This window comes from Curtobacterium sp. 9128 (assembly GCF_900086645.1).
Taxonomy (GTDB): Bacteria; Actinomycetota; Actinomycetes; order Actinomycetales; family Microbacteriaceae; genus Curtobacterium.
The window spans coordinates 3,619,916-3,634,046 of record NZ_LT576451.1 but is presented as its reverse complement, the minus strand read 5'-3'; the positions used below and the strand labels follow the sequence as shown (position 1 = coordinate 3,634,046).

Sequence of the window (14,131 nt, the reverse complement as noted above, 5' to 3'; positions counted from 1 at the left end):
GTCGAATGCTTCGCAGGAAGCGGCTGCGGATGTGGACGGGAACGAGGACGGTACGCCCGAGGGCAACACTCCGGTTGGCACCCCGCAGGGCACGCCGGTTGGTGACCCGGTTGGTGACCCGCAGGGCACCCCGGTTGGTGACCCGGTGGGTGACCCGGTTGGGACGCCGGTTGGTGACCCGCAGGGGACGCCGGTTGGTGACCCGGTTGGTGACCCGGTGGGGTCGCCGGTTGGTGACCCGGTTGGTGACCCGCAGGGCACCCCTGTTGGCGACCCGGTTGGTGACCCGCAGGGCACGCCGGTTGGTGACCCTGTGGGTGACCCGGTTGGGACGCCGGTGGGCACCCCGCAGGGCACCCCGGTTGGTGACCCGGTAGGTGACCCGGTTGGGACGCCGGTTGGTGACCCCGTGGGTGACCCGGTGGGGACGCCGGTTGGCACTCCGCAGGGCACCCCGGTTGGTGACCCGGTAGGTGACCCGGTTGGGACGCCGGTTGGTGACCCCGTGGGTGACCCGGTGGGGACGCCGGTTGGCACTCCGCAGGGCACGCCGGTTGGTGACCCTGTTGGTGACCCGGTGGGGACGCCGGTTGGCACCCCGCAGGGCACGCCGGTTGGTGACCCTGTTGGTGACCCGGTCGGGACGCCGGTGGGCGACCCGGTTGGTGACCCGGTGGGGACGCCGGTTGGTGACCCGCAGGGCACGCCGGTTGGTGACCCGGTGGGGACGCCGGTGGGTGACCCGCAGGGCACCCCGGTCGGTGACCCGGTCGGTGACCCGGTCGGGACGCCGGTTGGTGACCCGGTTGGGACACCGGTTGGCACCCCGCAGGGCACCCCGGTTGGTGACCCGGTTGGTGACCCGGTTGGTGACCCGGTTGGTGACCCGGTCGGGACGCCGGTTGGTGACCCGGTCGGGACGCCGGTTGGTGACCCGGTCGGGACGCCGGTTGGTGACCCGGTTGGGACGCCGGTTGGTGACCCGGTTGGGACGCCGGTTGGCACTCCGCAGGGCACCCCGGTTGGTGACCCTGTTGGTGACCCGGTCGGGACGCCGGTTGGTGACCCGGTCGGGACGCCGGTTGGTGACCCGGTTGGTGACCCGGTTGGTGACCCGGTTGGTGACCCGGTCGGCACGCCGGTTGGCACCCCGCAGGGCACCCCTGTTGGTGACCCTGTTGGTGACCCGGTCGGCACGCCGGTTGGTGACCCGGTTGGTGACCCGGTCGGGACGCCGCAGGGCACGCCGGTGGGTGACCCGCAGGGCATCCCCGCAGGCAATGTTGACGGGACGCCTGAGGGTGACGTGAATGGTGATCCGGGTGCGAATGTGAACGCGGGTGCGTCGGTGTCGGCGTCGGCGGCTGCTGATGGTGACAACAACCCGGCTGCGAAGGCGGCGTCGGAGGCGGCTGCGAACAACGATGGCACGTCGGCGGCGTCGGCTGCTGCGGACATCTCCGCGAAGGCTGCTGCGCAGATCGCTGGTAACCAGAAGACGACTGCGTCGGCGGATGCGTCCAAGAACGCGGACTCCACGCCGAATGCGTCGTCGAAGGTTGCGGCGAAGGCTGCTGCTGAGGCGGACAACTCCTCCAACACCAATGGTGGGGCTTCCGTTGAGGCGTCGTCCAAGACGCAGGCGTCGTCGAAGTCCGCAGCGATCGCGGACGCGTCGAAGAACGCGTCCCAGGACGCCGCTGGTGACGTGACCGGTGATCCGGGTGCGAATGTGAACGCGGGTGCGTCGGTGTCGGCGTCGGCGGCTGCTGATGGTGACAACAACCCGGCTGCGAAGGCGGCGTCGGAGGCGGCTGCGAACAACGACGGCACGTCGGCGGCGTCTGCTGCTGCGGACATCTCCGCGAAGGCGGCGTCGGAGGTTGCGGGTAACCAGAAGACGACGGCGTCGGCGGATGCGTCCAAGGATGCCAAGACGAAGACGAATGCGTCGTCGAAGGTCGCGGCGAAGGCTGCTGCTGAGGCGGACAACTCCTCCAACACCAATGGTGGGGCCTCGGTTGAGGCGTCGTCCAAGACGCAGGCATCGTCGAAGTCCGCAGCGATCGCGGACGCGTCGAAGAACGCGTCGCAGGATGCTGCCGCGAACGTCAACGTGAACGGGACGCCGAACTCGTCGGCGTCGTCGAACCCGGGGGCGAACGGGAACCCGAACTCGGGCGCGAACGCGAACCCGAACCCGAACACGAACGCCTCGGCGTCGGCGGGTGCGTCGGTGGATGCGGACGGGAACAACAACCCGGCTGCGAAGGCGGCTGCGGTGGCGGCGGCGAACAACGACGCCACCTCGCAGGCGTCGGCTGCGACGGACGTGACGGCGAAGGCTGCGGCGAAGACCGCGGGCAACATGGTCACGACTGCTTCGGCGAACGCGACGCAGAACGTCGCGGCGGACAAGAACGCGGCGGCGAGTGTCGCGGCGAAGGCTGCGGCGAACGCGGACAACTCGTCCTCGACGCGCGCGCAGGCGTCGGCTGCGAAGAACGGCAACGCGAGCGCTGCTGCGTCGTCGGCTGCGACGACGGATGCGTCCTCGAACGCGTCGGGCGCGGCTGCGGGGAACGCGGCCGGGCAGAAGGGCGAGCTCGCGTTCACGGGCTCGGACGTCCTCCCGGTCGTGGCGCCGCTGGCGGGTCTGCTGGTCCTGCTCGGCGGGGCGGTGCTCTTCATCGCCAAGCGCCGCAAGGCCACCGACAAGGCCTGACCTCAGGTGGGGAGCTCGCACTGCGGGCTCCCCACTGCCGCGTGTCCTGGTGGGGACCACTGATCACCGCAGCGGTCCCCACCAGCGCATCCCCAGCCTCCCGGCCTGTTGCTCAAGAGTCGCATCACATGCGACACTTGAAATATATAAATATCAACGATAATCTGTGACGGCACCTCGATGCTCCGAAGCACCCGCTCGCGTGCGAGCTGACGGATGCGGCGCCCATCTGCTGACGGCCGGTCGGCACCTTCCCGATCTGCCGACCCACCCTCCCCACCTCTGCATCACACTCCGAAAGTGACGACATGAAACACAAGGCACCCCCTGGCGCGCGGCGCAAGGGAATCCTCCTCGCGAGCGGCGCGCTCGGTCTGACGACCGCGCTGCTCGGCACAGTCGCGGTGTCGGCTGCGCCGCAGCCGACTGCCGGATCCGGGCCGGAGGCTCGACCCGCCTCCGCAGCGTCGGCCGACGTCACGGCACGCGACCCTGAGCTGCTGCTCGTCGAGGACTTCGAGAACGGCGGCTGGACCGACGCCAAGCTGGTCAACGAGTACGTCGGTGCCGCTGACGAGACCTACACGGGTGACCCGGTGTGGATCAACGGTGCACGATGCAACGGCATCGTGACGAGTCAGTCGAGCACCTCGCTCGCCGCCTGCGACGGCGCAGCGAACAACAACCTGAAGAGGATCGCGAACGCCCTCGGGCAGATCACCGGCACGGACCCGGCTACCAACCACATCGTCAGCGCCTACACCCAGGGTGGAGATCCCGGCGCGGGCAAGATCCAGCTCGAATCGGTGAAGCCGTTCGAACTGCCGCAGACTGGACGCTTCGTGTCGTTCGGCGTCAGCGCTGCTGCGATCAACTGTTACTCCAATCACCCGCTCCTGGACTTCTCGCTCGTCGACGGCGACCAGGAACACAAGATCGCGGACACCCCGATCGACCCCTGCACGGACCGTGGCGCGCAGGAGTACATCGTCTCGGGTATGTCGATCAAGGGCGGCGAGTTCGTCTCGAAGGGCGGGCTGCTCTTCAGCGGCGACACCGTGCGCTGGATCATGCGCAACCAGCAGGCCTCCGGCGGCGGGAACGACGGCGCGGTGGACCGTGTGTCCATCGTCGACTCGACGCCGACCATGACGCAGTCGCTGTCCGGGACGCCGATCGTGGGCGACACCGCCCGACTGACCTACCGCGTGATCAACACGACCGAGCACGGGCAGAAGCGCGGCTGGTCCTTCGCCGCTGACCTGCCGGATGGGCTCACGGTGGCGCCGACGCCGAACACGTCGACGACCTGTGCGAACCCCGAAGTGACCGCGGCTGCGGGTGCGACGTCCGTGACCGTGGACGGTGACCTCGCCGAGGGCGCTGTGGACTGCACGATCTCGGTGGATGTCACGACCACGACGCCCGGGACGTACTCGGTCGACACCGACCTGGTGACGGCGCACAAGGGGCTCGACCTCGCGGGGACGGACTCGGTGGAGTTCGCACCGGAGCGCAACGCACTCACCGTGACCGGCACCCCGGTGATCACCGGTGGCAACGGCGACGCGGTCGCGGATCTGGGCGAGAAGATCGCGTTCCGGTACGACGTGAAGAACGACGGCAACGTCGCGGTCCACGACCTGACGATCGGTGAGGTGGCTGACGCCTGCGCTGCGACCGACATCGCGGTCGGGGCGACGGTGTCGTGCACCACGCCCGCTCGTGACGTCACGCAGGACGACATCGATGCCGGCAGCATCGACGACTCGGTGTCGATCTCCGCGCTCTCCCGGCTGGACGCCCCCGTTGCGGGCGCTGGCACGGCGACGGTGAGCACCAGTGAGCAGAACGCCGGCGCGGGGCTTGCTCTTGCACCGGTCGTGAAGACCACCGGTGACCCGGGCGTCGGCGACACGGTCACGCTGAGTGTCCGCGCCTCGAACACCGGCAACGTCACGCTCCGCGACACGAGCATCGTCATCGCCGGGCAGCGTGGCATGACCGTCACGTGCCCGGCGACCATCGCTCCGGGGAAGTCGGTGGACTGCGAGGTCGAGGGTTCCTACAAGGTGACCCAGGCTGATGTGGATCACGGTTCGGTTGCGTTCGCGGCCACCGCGACGAGCACCGCGCCGAAGGGTGTCGAGGTCGAAGCCACGGCGACGACCACGCAGGCCACGCAGGCTCAGGCGCCGGCGGTGTCGGCGACGATCGCCGGCGAGCTCTCCGGGAAGGCCCCCAAGGCTGGTGACCGGGTTTCCTTCACCGGCGCGATCCGCAACAGCGGCAACGTCACGCTGCACGGCGTGACCGCCGCTGTCCCGGGCTTCGACGGACTGGCCGTCGGCGTGTCCGACGAGCAGCTCGCCCCCGGCGCGTCGACCGAGGTCACCGTGTCCGACTACGTCCTGACCCAGGCGGACATCGATGCGGGGACGCTGACCGTCCCGATGCAGGTCGCTGCGATCGGTCCGAAGGACCAGCAGGTCCAGGACGACGCGCGCACCGTCGTCGAGATCGAGCAGCGGACCGCGCTGACCGCCCGGTTCGGTGCGTCCCTCGACGCGAAGGGCACGCCGAAGGCCGGCGACACCGTCTCCCTCACGGGCACGCTGACCAACAGCGGCACCGTGACCCTGTCCGAGATCACCGCGTCGATCCTCAACCGCGACGATCTCTCCGTCGAGGTGCCGTCCGGTGCGCTCGCACCCGGGGCCGACGTCCCGGTGACGATCGCCGCGTACTCGTTGACGCAGGATGACATCGACGAGGGTTCTGTCTCGTTCACGATGCGTGGTGAATCGCAGGGGCCGAAGGGTCAGGTCGCGAACAGTGAGGCCGGCGCGAGCCTGGACCTCGAGCAGGCCGCCGGTGCAGGGCTCGCCCTGGCACCGGTGGTGAAGACCACGTCGGACCCGGGTGTCGGCGACAAGGTCTCGCTCGGTGTGACCGCTTCCAACACTGGCAACGTCACGATCCGTGACACGACGATCGTCATCGACGGTGAGCGCGGGATGACCGTTACCTGCCCCGCAGCGATCGCTCCCGGCAAGTCCGTCGAGTGCGCGGTCGAGGGCTCCTACAAGGTGACCCAGGCCGACGTTGATCGTGGGTCGGTCACGTTCGACGCGACCGCGACGAGCACCGCGCCGAAGGGTGTCGAGGTTGAGGCATCTGCCACGGCGACGCAGGCGACCGTCGCGCAGGCTCCGGCCGTGTCGACGAAGTTCAGCAGCGAGCTGGACGGCAAGAAGGCCCCCAAGGCCGGCGACACCGTGTCCTTCACCGGATCGATCCGGAACAGCGGCAACGTCACCCTGCACGGTGTGACCGCTGCCGTCCCCGGCTTCGACGGGCTGCGGGTCTCCGTCGCCGAGGAGCGTCTCGCGCCCGGTGCGTCCACCGCCGTGTCGGTGTCGGACTACACGCTGACCCAGGCGGACATCGACGCGGGCACGCTGAGCGTTCCGATGCAGGTCGCGGCGGTTGGTCCGAAGGACCAGCAGGTCCGTGACGACGTGGAGACCGTGGTCGAGTTCGAGCAGCAGGCGACCATGAGTGCGCGCTTCGGCGCCGAGCTCGACGCGAAGGGTGCTCCGAACGCGGGCGACACCGTCACGCTCACGGGAACGCTGGCCAACACGGGCACCGTGACCGTCTCCGACGTGCAGGTTGCCCTGCCCGGCCATGAGGACCTGACGGTCAAGGCGCCGGAGACGATCGCTCCGGGTTCGACGGCGAAGCTCACGATCGCCGGGTACACGCTGTCCCAGGCGGACATCGACGCCGGCACGGTGCGCTTCTCGTTGGCTGCTGCCGCGACGGGTCCGAAGGGGCAGACGATCTCGGCGGACGAGTCCGCTGACGTGACGCTGCTGCAGGAACCGCAGCTGCAGTCCGTGCTCTCGGCGCACCTCGCCGAGACCGAGCATGGTTCGGCTCCGCGCGTCGGCGACGAGGTGCTGCTGTCCGCGACGGTCTCGAACGCGGGCAACGTGACGGTCGAGGGCCTGGAGTCCGTCGTGTCGGACGGCGACCCCGAGCAGGTCGGCGAGGGCACGCTGGCGCCGGGGACCGACGTCGTCACCGAGCTGGCGCCCTACGCCCTGACCCAGCAGGACATCGACCGCGGGACGGTCGGGTTCGACCTGACCACCGCGGGCACGACGCCGACGGGTGACTCGGTGTCCTCGGGTGACCACCGTGACGTGTCGCTGGAGTCCTCTGCCAGCATCGACATCAGCGGCGAGTACACGACGTCCGCGACCACGGACGCGCTCCGTCCGGGTGACGTCGTGACGGGGTCGTTCCGGTTCGCGAACACCGGTAACCGGACCCTCGACCGCGCCGCGGTGGAGCAGCAGGTCGGATCGTCGATCTCCTGCGAGATCGAGGCACTCCAGCCTGGTCAGGTTGAGTCCTGCGAGACCAGCTACACCGTCTCGGAGGCCGACGTCGCGGCCGGTTCGCTGACCTTCACCGCGAAGGCGAAGGGCCAGTACACGGTCACCGACGACACGGACACCACCCCCGGTGCTCGTTCGGCGGCGCCGCAGAAGACGGTGTGGGTGTTCTCGAAGGAGATCACGAAGAAGTTCACCGTCGAAGCCGCTCCGCAGGAGCTCGCGTTCACCGGCACGAACATCGTCATGATCGGTGTCCCCGCAGCGATCGTGGTGCTGCTGCTCGGCCTCGTCCTGCTCCTCGCCGCGCAGCGCGCCCGCCGGCGCCAGGACGACCGTCCGCAGGCCTGACCTGACAGGCCCGGCCTGACGTCGACACGACGACCCCCGATCGCACCGATCGGGGGTCGTCGTGTTCCAGGTCCCGGCCTGGAGGCTCGGCTAGACTCCTCGGGACGCGGTCACGTCTCGCCACGTGGCCGCGTCGTGGAGGGTTGTCCGAGTGGCCGATGGAGCCTGTCTTGAAAACAGGTGGGCAGCGATGTCTCGTGGGTTCGAATCCCACACCCTCCGCTCGATCCACGTCCGTGTCGCGGTCACCCCGCGCTGAGGCGGTCCGCGTAGCGTCGTTGCAATGAGCGACATCATCATCTTCGGCGGCCACGGCAAGGTCGCACTCCTCGCGACGCGCATCCTCAGCGAGCGCGGCCACCACGTCACGTCCGTCATCCGGAACCCCGACCAGGCCGACGAGATCCGTTCCCACGGCGGCGACCCGAAGGTGGCCGACATCCAGGAGCTGACGTTGTCGGGCTTCGAGGACCTGGTCCGCGGGCAGGACGCCGTGGTGTGGTCCGCCGGTGCCGGCGGGGGATCGGTCGACCGGACCTGGGCGATCGACCGCGATGCGGCAGTGCTGTCCGTGCAGGCTGCCAAGCGCGCGGGTGTCGAACGCTACGTGATGGTCTCGTGGGCAGGTTCCGTGCTCGACCACGGGGTGCCGCAGGACAACGACTTCTTCGCGTACGCGCAGTCCAAGATGATCGCCGACGCGGTGGTCCGTGACTCCGGCCTCGAGTGGACGATCGTCGCGCCGAGCACGCTCACCGACGACGAACCGACCGGTCGCATCGACTGGGACGGCGACTCGTCGAAGGTGTCGCGTGGCGACGTCGCGCAGGTCGTCGCGGACGTCCTCGACAACGGTGGGACCGCGGGCAGCACCTACCGCTTCAACAGCGGCGCGACCGCCATCGCCGAGTTCCTGCACGCCGACCAGGCCTGACGGCCGGGAGCGCTCCCGCCGGTCGGTACGGTGGACCGGTGGGAGACGCGGCAGGCCAGGGGCGACGTGCGCTGATCGTCGAGGCCGCCGCCGGCGAGTTCGACCGACACGGGTACGCGACTGCCAGCATCGCGGGGATCGCCCGAGCGGGCGGCGTCGGCCAGGGTGCGCTCCACCACCACTTCCCGACGAAGCTGTCGATCGCGCACGCGGTCATCGACGAGCAGAACGCCCGGACCTTCGCGGCGATGGACTTCACCGATGCGTCGCCGGTCGGCTCACTCATCCGGGCCTCCCGAGCCATCGCCGACCTGCTCATGCACGACCTGGTCGTCCGCGCGGGGATCCGGCTGTCGTTGGAGCACGGTGTACTGGCCGGTGCGACCTCGAGCTTCTACGAGCAGTGGATCGCCGGGGTCGTCGATGTATTCCGCCTCGGGGTCGCGAGCGGTGAGGTCGGGCAGGAGCTCTCGCCGGAACAGCTCGGCGCGACCGTGGTGCCGTACTTCACCGGCGTGCAGCTCGTCGCGAACGTCCGCTCCGGTCGGCAGGACCTGCTCCCTGCGGTGGCGACGATGTGGCAGGTGCTCGTCCTCGCGTCAGTGGAGCGGGCGCACCGGGAGCGGCTGCTGGCCCTCGTCGACGAGTCGTTCGCCTGACCGCTCAGACGTCGTGCAGCTCGCGATCTCGGAACCACTTCAGGAGCCACGCCGCGCTCGTCCGGTCGAACGACCGCGGGAAGTCCGTCGTCCCGCTCAGGAACGGGCTGAACCCCGCTTCCGCAGCCAGGTCGTCGTCATCGAGTCCGCGGTAGGCCATCGACCACCCGTCGAACCGACGACTCTCGATGTCCTCCCGGATCAGCGAGGTCACCTCGTGGTGCCGCGGGTCCTTCGCGATGACCGAGAACCGGTCGTCGACGCTCCACGCCGGGCCTTCGAGCAACTGCATGAAGCGGCCGCCCTTCGCGACGAGCAGCCCGGAGACGCCGAGCGCCTCGTTGTGGAGCCGAGCCTCCCGGAGCAGCGCAGTCATCGCCGCGTCGTCGAACTCCTCGACGGCGCGACTCATGTAGACGATCGAGACGAGCACCCGACCATCATCCCGGGTCAGACGGGGCGTCGGCCCACGGACGACTGAAACCGGATGAGGTACCCGTCCGGATCGGTGACCAGGAACTGCCGGACGCCGGCTTCCTCGGCCCCGTCGACCCGGTACCACTTGGTCTCCGGCTTCATGAAGAGGGCGACGCCGCCCGCCCGCAACTCCGAGGCGATCACGTCGCTGTCAGGGACGGTGATCTGGAAGTTGATCCCGCGGCCGAATGGCTGTTCCAGTGGCCCGGTCACCCAGTTCCGCCCCACCCCGGCCTGCTCGAGCATCAGGTGCGCCGAACCGAGCACGATGTACGCGAAGCGTTCGTCCGGCCGGTCGTACGACACGGTGAAGCCGCAGCGGTCGACCCAGAACGCAAGGCTCGCATCGAGGTCGGAGACGAGCAGTTCGGGAACCAGTGCGGGCGCGAGGTCGGGGACGGACACGGGCCCAGCCTAGGATCGAGCGCATGGCGACCGTCCTCCTCGTCCGGCACGGACGCACCACCGCGAACGCGACCGGACTCCTCGCAGGCCGCACGGCCGGCGTCGCGCTCGACTCCGTCGGCAAACGGCAGGCGGCGACGACTGCGGAACGCATCGCGGCGGTCCCGCTCGCGGCCGTCGTGTCCAGCCCCCTCGAACGCTGCCGACAGACGGCCCGGGCGATCACGGCCTTCCAGCAGGGGGAGCCGCAGCAGTTCGTGGAGCGAGCGATCACCGAAGCGGACTACGGGGAGTGGCAGAACCGGAAGCTCAGCGACCTGGCGAAGGAACCGCTCTGGCGCGTGGTGCAGTCCAACCCGAGCGCCGTGGTGTTCCCGGGCGGCGAGTCGATGCAGGCCATGCAGTCCCGGGCGGTGTCCGCGATCCGCCGGCTCGACGGGGAGATCGAGGCGGCGCACGGCCCGAACGCGGTCTGGGTCGCGGTGAGCCACGGCGACATCATCAAGTCGATCCTGGCGGATGCGTTGGGCATGCACCTCGACCTGTTCCAGCGGATCACGGTCGGCCCAGCGTCGGTGTCGGTGGTGCGGTACGGCGAGCACCGACCGGAGGTCGCGGCGACGAACACCGAGTCGGGTGACCTGTCGTGGCTCGCGAAAGCGCAGGCGCCAACCGGCGACGCCGCAGTCGGCGGCGGTGCGGGCAACGCAACAGACCAGACGGGGTACTGACAGACCCTGAACGGACGCAGCCGGTCGCTCCTACAATGCGGGTATGCCCCCCATCGTCCACGGCTTCGACTGGCCGGATCGTCTCGTCGTCGGCACCATCGGGCGCCCCGGTGAGCGGACCTTCTACCTGCAGGCGCGCGACGGCCGCCGGGTGGTGAGCGTCGCGCTCGAGAAGGAGCAGTCCGCGGTCCTCGCGGAGAAGCTCGACGAACTCCTCGACGAGGTCGCCACGGTGGAGGAGAACCGTTTCAGCGTCCCGCCGTCGGTCCCGCGTGAGCTGTACGACGTCGACCCGCTGGACCAGCCGGTGGAGCCCGAGTTCCGTGCGGGTGCCCTCAGCCTGGGGTTCGACCCGGCGACGGCCCAGGTGGTCATCGAGGCGTACCCGATCGAGGACGAGCTGGAGATCCTGTCCGAGGAGTCCGACGAGGACGGTGAGATCGAGGCGGTCGTGGAGATGCCCGAGCCGAGCGAGCTGCTCCAGGTGAAGATCCCCGTCGGCACCGCGCGCGCGTTCGTGGAGCGCACGCGTGAGGTCGTGGCCGCCGGACGGCCGCCCGGCGCCGCATGAGCGAAGCCGAACCGAGCGGATTGCAGCTCACCGCACGCATCCGCGAGGCATCGAACGCCACCTTCCTGGCAGACCTCGACGGCGAGCAGGTCGTGTACAAGCCGATCGCGGGCGAGAAGCCGCTGTGGGACTTCCCCGACGGCACACTCGCCGGCCGCGAGTACTCGGCGTTCCTGGTGTCCGAGGCGTTCGGCTGGCGCGTCGTCCCGCCGACGTGGCTCGGTGAGGGTCCGCTCGGCCGCGGAATGATCCAGCGCTGGCAGGAGATCGACCCGGAGCAGGACGCGGTGGACGTCATCCCCACGGACGAGGCCGAGCAGCCCGATCAGCCGATGCTGACCGTGCTCGAGGCGATCGACGAGCACGACAATCCGGTCACGCTCGTGCACGAGGACTCCGCGGCGCTCCGCCGGATGGCCGTCTTCGACGTCGTGGTGAACAACGCGGACCGCAAGGGTGGCCACGTGCTCGCGATGCCGGACGGGCACCGGCACGGCGTCGACCACGGCCTGACCTTCCACGTCGAGCACAAGCTCCGGACGGTGCTGTGGGGCTGGATCGACGAGCCGCTCACCGACGACGAGCTCGCGGGGATCGACCGCGTGGTGTCGGCGCTGCACGGCGACCTGGGCGCGCAGCTCGAGGAGCACCTGACGGTCGACGAGATCGACAACCTCGAGGCGCGGTGCGCCGCCCTGGCGGCCGTCGGCCGCTTCCCGCCACCGGCCGGGTACGGTCCGGCGGTCCCCTGGCCGTTGTTCTAGACGCACCACGAGACGGACGGGAGGCTCGGTGCCAGTTGGCACCGTCCCTCCCGTCCGTGCCGTGGTCCGGTCAGCCGAACCGGCCGAACCCGCCCCAGTCGTCATCACGGAAGAGCGCGCTGCCGCGCCGCGAGCCGAGGTACGAGCCGACCACCGCGACACCCAAGTCGTCGTTCTCCGGCGCCGTGACCGTCCCGTCGACCCGCCGGGCCATGCCGTCGATGAACCGGGCGAGCCCCGGGTCGTCGCCGAGGCGGAAGAACGTCGTCTGCGCACCGAGCCGGTGTGCGTTCTCGAGTTCGCGCACGCTCAGCGCGATCGTCATCGGGTCGGGCGGGTAGCTGAAGTACACCTGCCCGTTCGGCTCCAGGTGCGACGTCGGCTCGCCGTCGGTGACGATGAGCAGCACGGGCTGCGCGGTCGGGTGCTTCCGGAAGTGCCGGTTCGCCAGCAGGAGGGCGTGGTGCAGGTTCGTGCCCTTGTCCCACATCGCGTCGAGGCCGACGAGCTGTTCGACGTCCATCACCTCGGCCTCGCGACCGAAGGCGATCAGCTGCAGGTCGTCCCCGCGGAACCGTGTGGAGATCAGCGTGTGCAGGGCGAGGGCGGTGCGCTTCATCGGGACCCAGCGGTCCTCCATCGCCATCGAGAACGACGTGTCGACGAGGAGCGCCACGCAGGCCTGGGTGCGGGCCTCCGTCTCTTGCACCTCGACGTCGTCGATGGTGAGGCGGACGCCGGCCCCGGTGCGTCCCGTCGCGGCCGTGCGGGTGACGGCGTTCGTGATCGTCCGCGGGATGTCCCATGGCTCGGTGTCCCCGAACGCCCACTGACGGCTCGCTCCGGACGGTTCACCAGAGGCTCCCGAGCGCCGCAGGTCGCGTGCCCCCTGCCGGCCGGACATCTTCTGCGCGACGTCCTTGAGCAGGCTCTTGCCGAGCTGGCGCATGGCCTTCGGGGTGAGTTTGTACTGGCCGTCCGCACCGCGGCGCATGGTGCCGGAGTTCCGCAGGGCCTTCTCGAGCTGCTGGAGCGTGCGCGCGTCGACGGCGGCCTCGGAGCCGAGCTGGCGTGCCAGCGACTCCAGGTCGAGGTCGTCGAGGTCGGACCCGGGGCTCGACTGCGCGAGTTGCTCGGCGAGGGAGTCCAGGTCGGCGATGTCCTGGAACACGCCGGTGCCGTCGCCGAGGCCGAGACCCTGCTCGCCCTCCATCTGCTCGGATCCGCCCCAGTCCTCGCCGGGGCGCAGCGCGCGCAGGTTGCCGTCGAGCTGGGACAGTGCGCCCATCAGGTCGGGGGAACCGAACGCCTGCTGTGCCAGGGCGTCGAGCTCGTCGCGCTGCTCCTGCGTCATCGAGTTCCGCATCCGCTGGGCTGCGGCGGAGCGGGCGGCGAGGTCGTCGAGCAGCTCGTCGACGTTCTGCGGGTTCGACGGGAAGTACTCGCCGTGCTTCGCCATGAACTCGTCGAACTGCTCCTGCGAGTCGGTGCCGGCGCGGTGGTCCTCGAGCAGCTGGTTGAGGTCCTGCATCATCGCCTGGACGTCGGCGCGGTCCTCGTCGCTGGCGTTCTCGAGCGCCTGCTTCATGCCCGCGAAGCGCTGGTCGAGCATCTCGCGGCCGAGCAGGTCCTTGATCTCCTCGTACTTCTGGCGTGCCGTGGGGCTCTTCCAGTCGTAGGTGCCGAGTTCACGCACCGCGGCTGCGGGCGACGGTGGCAGGCTGTCGAGTTGCATCTCGGCGAGGGCGCGGTCGCCGTCGTCCATCTCGGTGTCGCGCGCCAGCTGGCCACGCTCGGCGAGCAGGGCCTCGTCGAGCAGCTGCTTGACCTGCTGCAGCGTGCCGTCGAGGTTGTTCTTCGCGGTGAGTTCGCGGCGCTTCTCGGCGACCCGGCGAGCGAGGTCGTCGAGGCCGCGCTGGTCCCGCCCGCCGCGACGCAGGAACTCCCGCATCGCACGCTCGGGGGAGTACCCCGCCATGACGTCCTGGCCGATCGCGTCGAGCGCCTCGGACAGGTCGGCGGGCGGGGCGAGCGGGTCCGGGCCGCCCTCGTACCGGCCGTACTTGGCGTCCCGCGTGAGCCGGCGGTTCTGGCGACTAGCCATGCTG

10 protein-coding genes and 1 tRNA gene are annotated in these 14,131 nt (G+C 69.9%); 8 read left to right on the top strand and 3 right to left on the bottom strand.

Going from position 1 to position 14,131, the window contains the following annotated elements; translation table 11 throughout:
* The first annotated feature begins 31 nt into the window (after window positions 1–31).
* From QK288_RS17355 to QK288_RS17335, 5 genes are all read left to right on the top strand, one after another.
* Entirely contained in the window at window positions 32–2,725 is a 2,694-nt protein-coding gene (locus QK288_RS17355; protein ID WP_281265516.1) for a hypothetical protein, read from the top strand.
* 308 nt (window positions 2,726–3,033) lie between these two features.
* Window positions 3,034–7,482 carry a hypothetical protein gene (locus QK288_RS17350; RefSeq protein WP_281265515.1) on the top strand — a complete coding sequence of 1,483 codons (4,449 nt, stop codon included), beginning with the start codon at window positions 3,034–3,036 and terminating at the stop codon, window positions 7,480–7,482.
* 137 nt (window positions 7,483–7,619) lie between these two features.
* Window positions 7,620–7,704 (top strand) — tRNA-Ser (locus QK288_RS17345).
* A 61-nt stretch (window positions 7,705–7,765) separates the two neighbouring features.
* A complete protein-coding gene (locus QK288_RS17340) occupies window positions 7,766–8,416 on the top strand; it encodes an SDR family oxidoreductase (RefSeq protein ID WP_281265514.1) in 651 nt (216 codons plus the stop codon).
* A gap of 38 nt (window positions 8,417–8,454) precedes the next feature.
* Window positions 8,455–9,075 (top strand): TetR/AcrR family transcriptional regulator, encoded by a 621-nt coding sequence (locus QK288_RS17335; RefSeq protein WP_281265513.1) that lies wholly within the window; start codon window positions 8,455–8,457, stop codon window positions 9,073–9,075.
* Window positions 9,076–9,079: 4 nt separating this feature from the next.
* Here the strand turns inward: QK288_RS17335 and QK288_RS17330 are convergent, their stop codons facing one another.
* The gene (locus tag QK288_RS17330) at window positions 9,080–9,508 is read right to left on the bottom strand and encodes a BLUF domain-containing protein (RefSeq protein WP_281265512.1); all 429 of its coding nucleotides are present in this window, start codon (window positions 9,506–9,508) and stop codon (window positions 9,080–9,082) included.
* 17 nt (window positions 9,509–9,525) lie between these two features.
* Entirely contained in the window at window positions 9,526–9,957 is a 432-nt protein-coding gene (locus QK288_RS17325; RefSeq protein ID WP_281265511.1) for a VOC family protein, read from the bottom strand.
* A gap of 23 nt (window positions 9,958–9,980) precedes the next feature.
* On the opposite strand from QK288_RS17325, the gene QK288_RS17320 reads away from it, so the two are divergent.
* The 3 genes from QK288_RS17320 to QK288_RS17310 are packed head-to-tail and all read left to right on the top strand — an operon-like array spanning window position 9,981 to window position 12,023.
* Window positions 9,981–10,688 carry a histidine phosphatase family protein gene (locus tag QK288_RS17320; RefSeq protein WP_281265510.1) on the top strand — a complete coding sequence of 236 codons (708 nt, stop codon included), beginning with the start codon at window positions 9,981–9,983 and terminating at the stop codon, window positions 10,686–10,688.
* A gap of 43 nt (window positions 10,689–10,731) precedes the next feature.
* Window positions 10,732–11,259, top strand: coding sequence for a DUF3090 domain-containing protein (locus QK288_RS17315; protein WP_281265509.1), 528 nt, complete (start codon window positions 10,732–10,734; stop codon window positions 11,257–11,259).
* The gene (locus tag QK288_RS17310; RefSeq protein ID WP_281265508.1) at window positions 11,256–12,023 is read left to right on the top strand and encodes an SCO1664 family protein; all 768 of its coding nucleotides are present in this window, start codon (window positions 11,256–11,258) and stop codon (window positions 12,021–12,023) included. Before QK288_RS17315 ends, QK288_RS17310 begins: the two co-directional genes overlap by 4 nt.
* 70 nt (window positions 12,024–12,093) lie before the next feature.
* Here QK288_RS17310 and QK288_RS17305 read toward each other — a convergent pair whose 3' ends face one another.
* A complete protein-coding gene (locus tag QK288_RS17305) occupies window positions 12,094–14,127 on the bottom strand; it encodes a VWA domain-containing protein (RefSeq protein WP_281265507.1) in 2,034 nt (677 codons plus the stop codon).
* Window positions 14,128–14,131 lie beyond the last annotated feature (4 nt).

Bases quoted from the DNA above. Each gene is read 5' to 3' on its own strand.
- QK288_RS17350 (WP_281265515.1), top strand. From the start codon at position 3,034: ATGAAACACAAGGCACCCCCTGGCGCGCGGCGCAAGGGAATCCTCCTC.
- QK288_RS17340 (WP_281265514.1), top strand. From the start codon at position 7,766: ATGAGCGACATCATCATCTTCGGCGGCCACGGCAAGGTCGCACTCCTC.
- QK288_RS17320 (WP_281265510.1), top strand. From the start codon at position 9,981: ATGGCGACCGTCCTCCTCGTCCGGCACGGACGCACCACCGCGAACGCG.
- QK288_RS17315 (WP_281265509.1), top strand. From the start codon at position 10,732: ATGCCCCCCATCGTCCACGGCTTCGACTGGCCGGATCGTCTCGTCGTC.
- QK288_RS17310 (WP_281265508.1), top strand. From the start codon at position 11,256: ATGAGCGAAGCCGAACCGAGCGGATTGCAGCTCACCGCACGCATCCGC.
- QK288_RS17305 (WP_281265507.1), bottom strand. From the start codon at position 14,127: ATGGCTAGTCGCCAGAACCGCCGGCTCACGCGGGACGCCAAGTACGGC.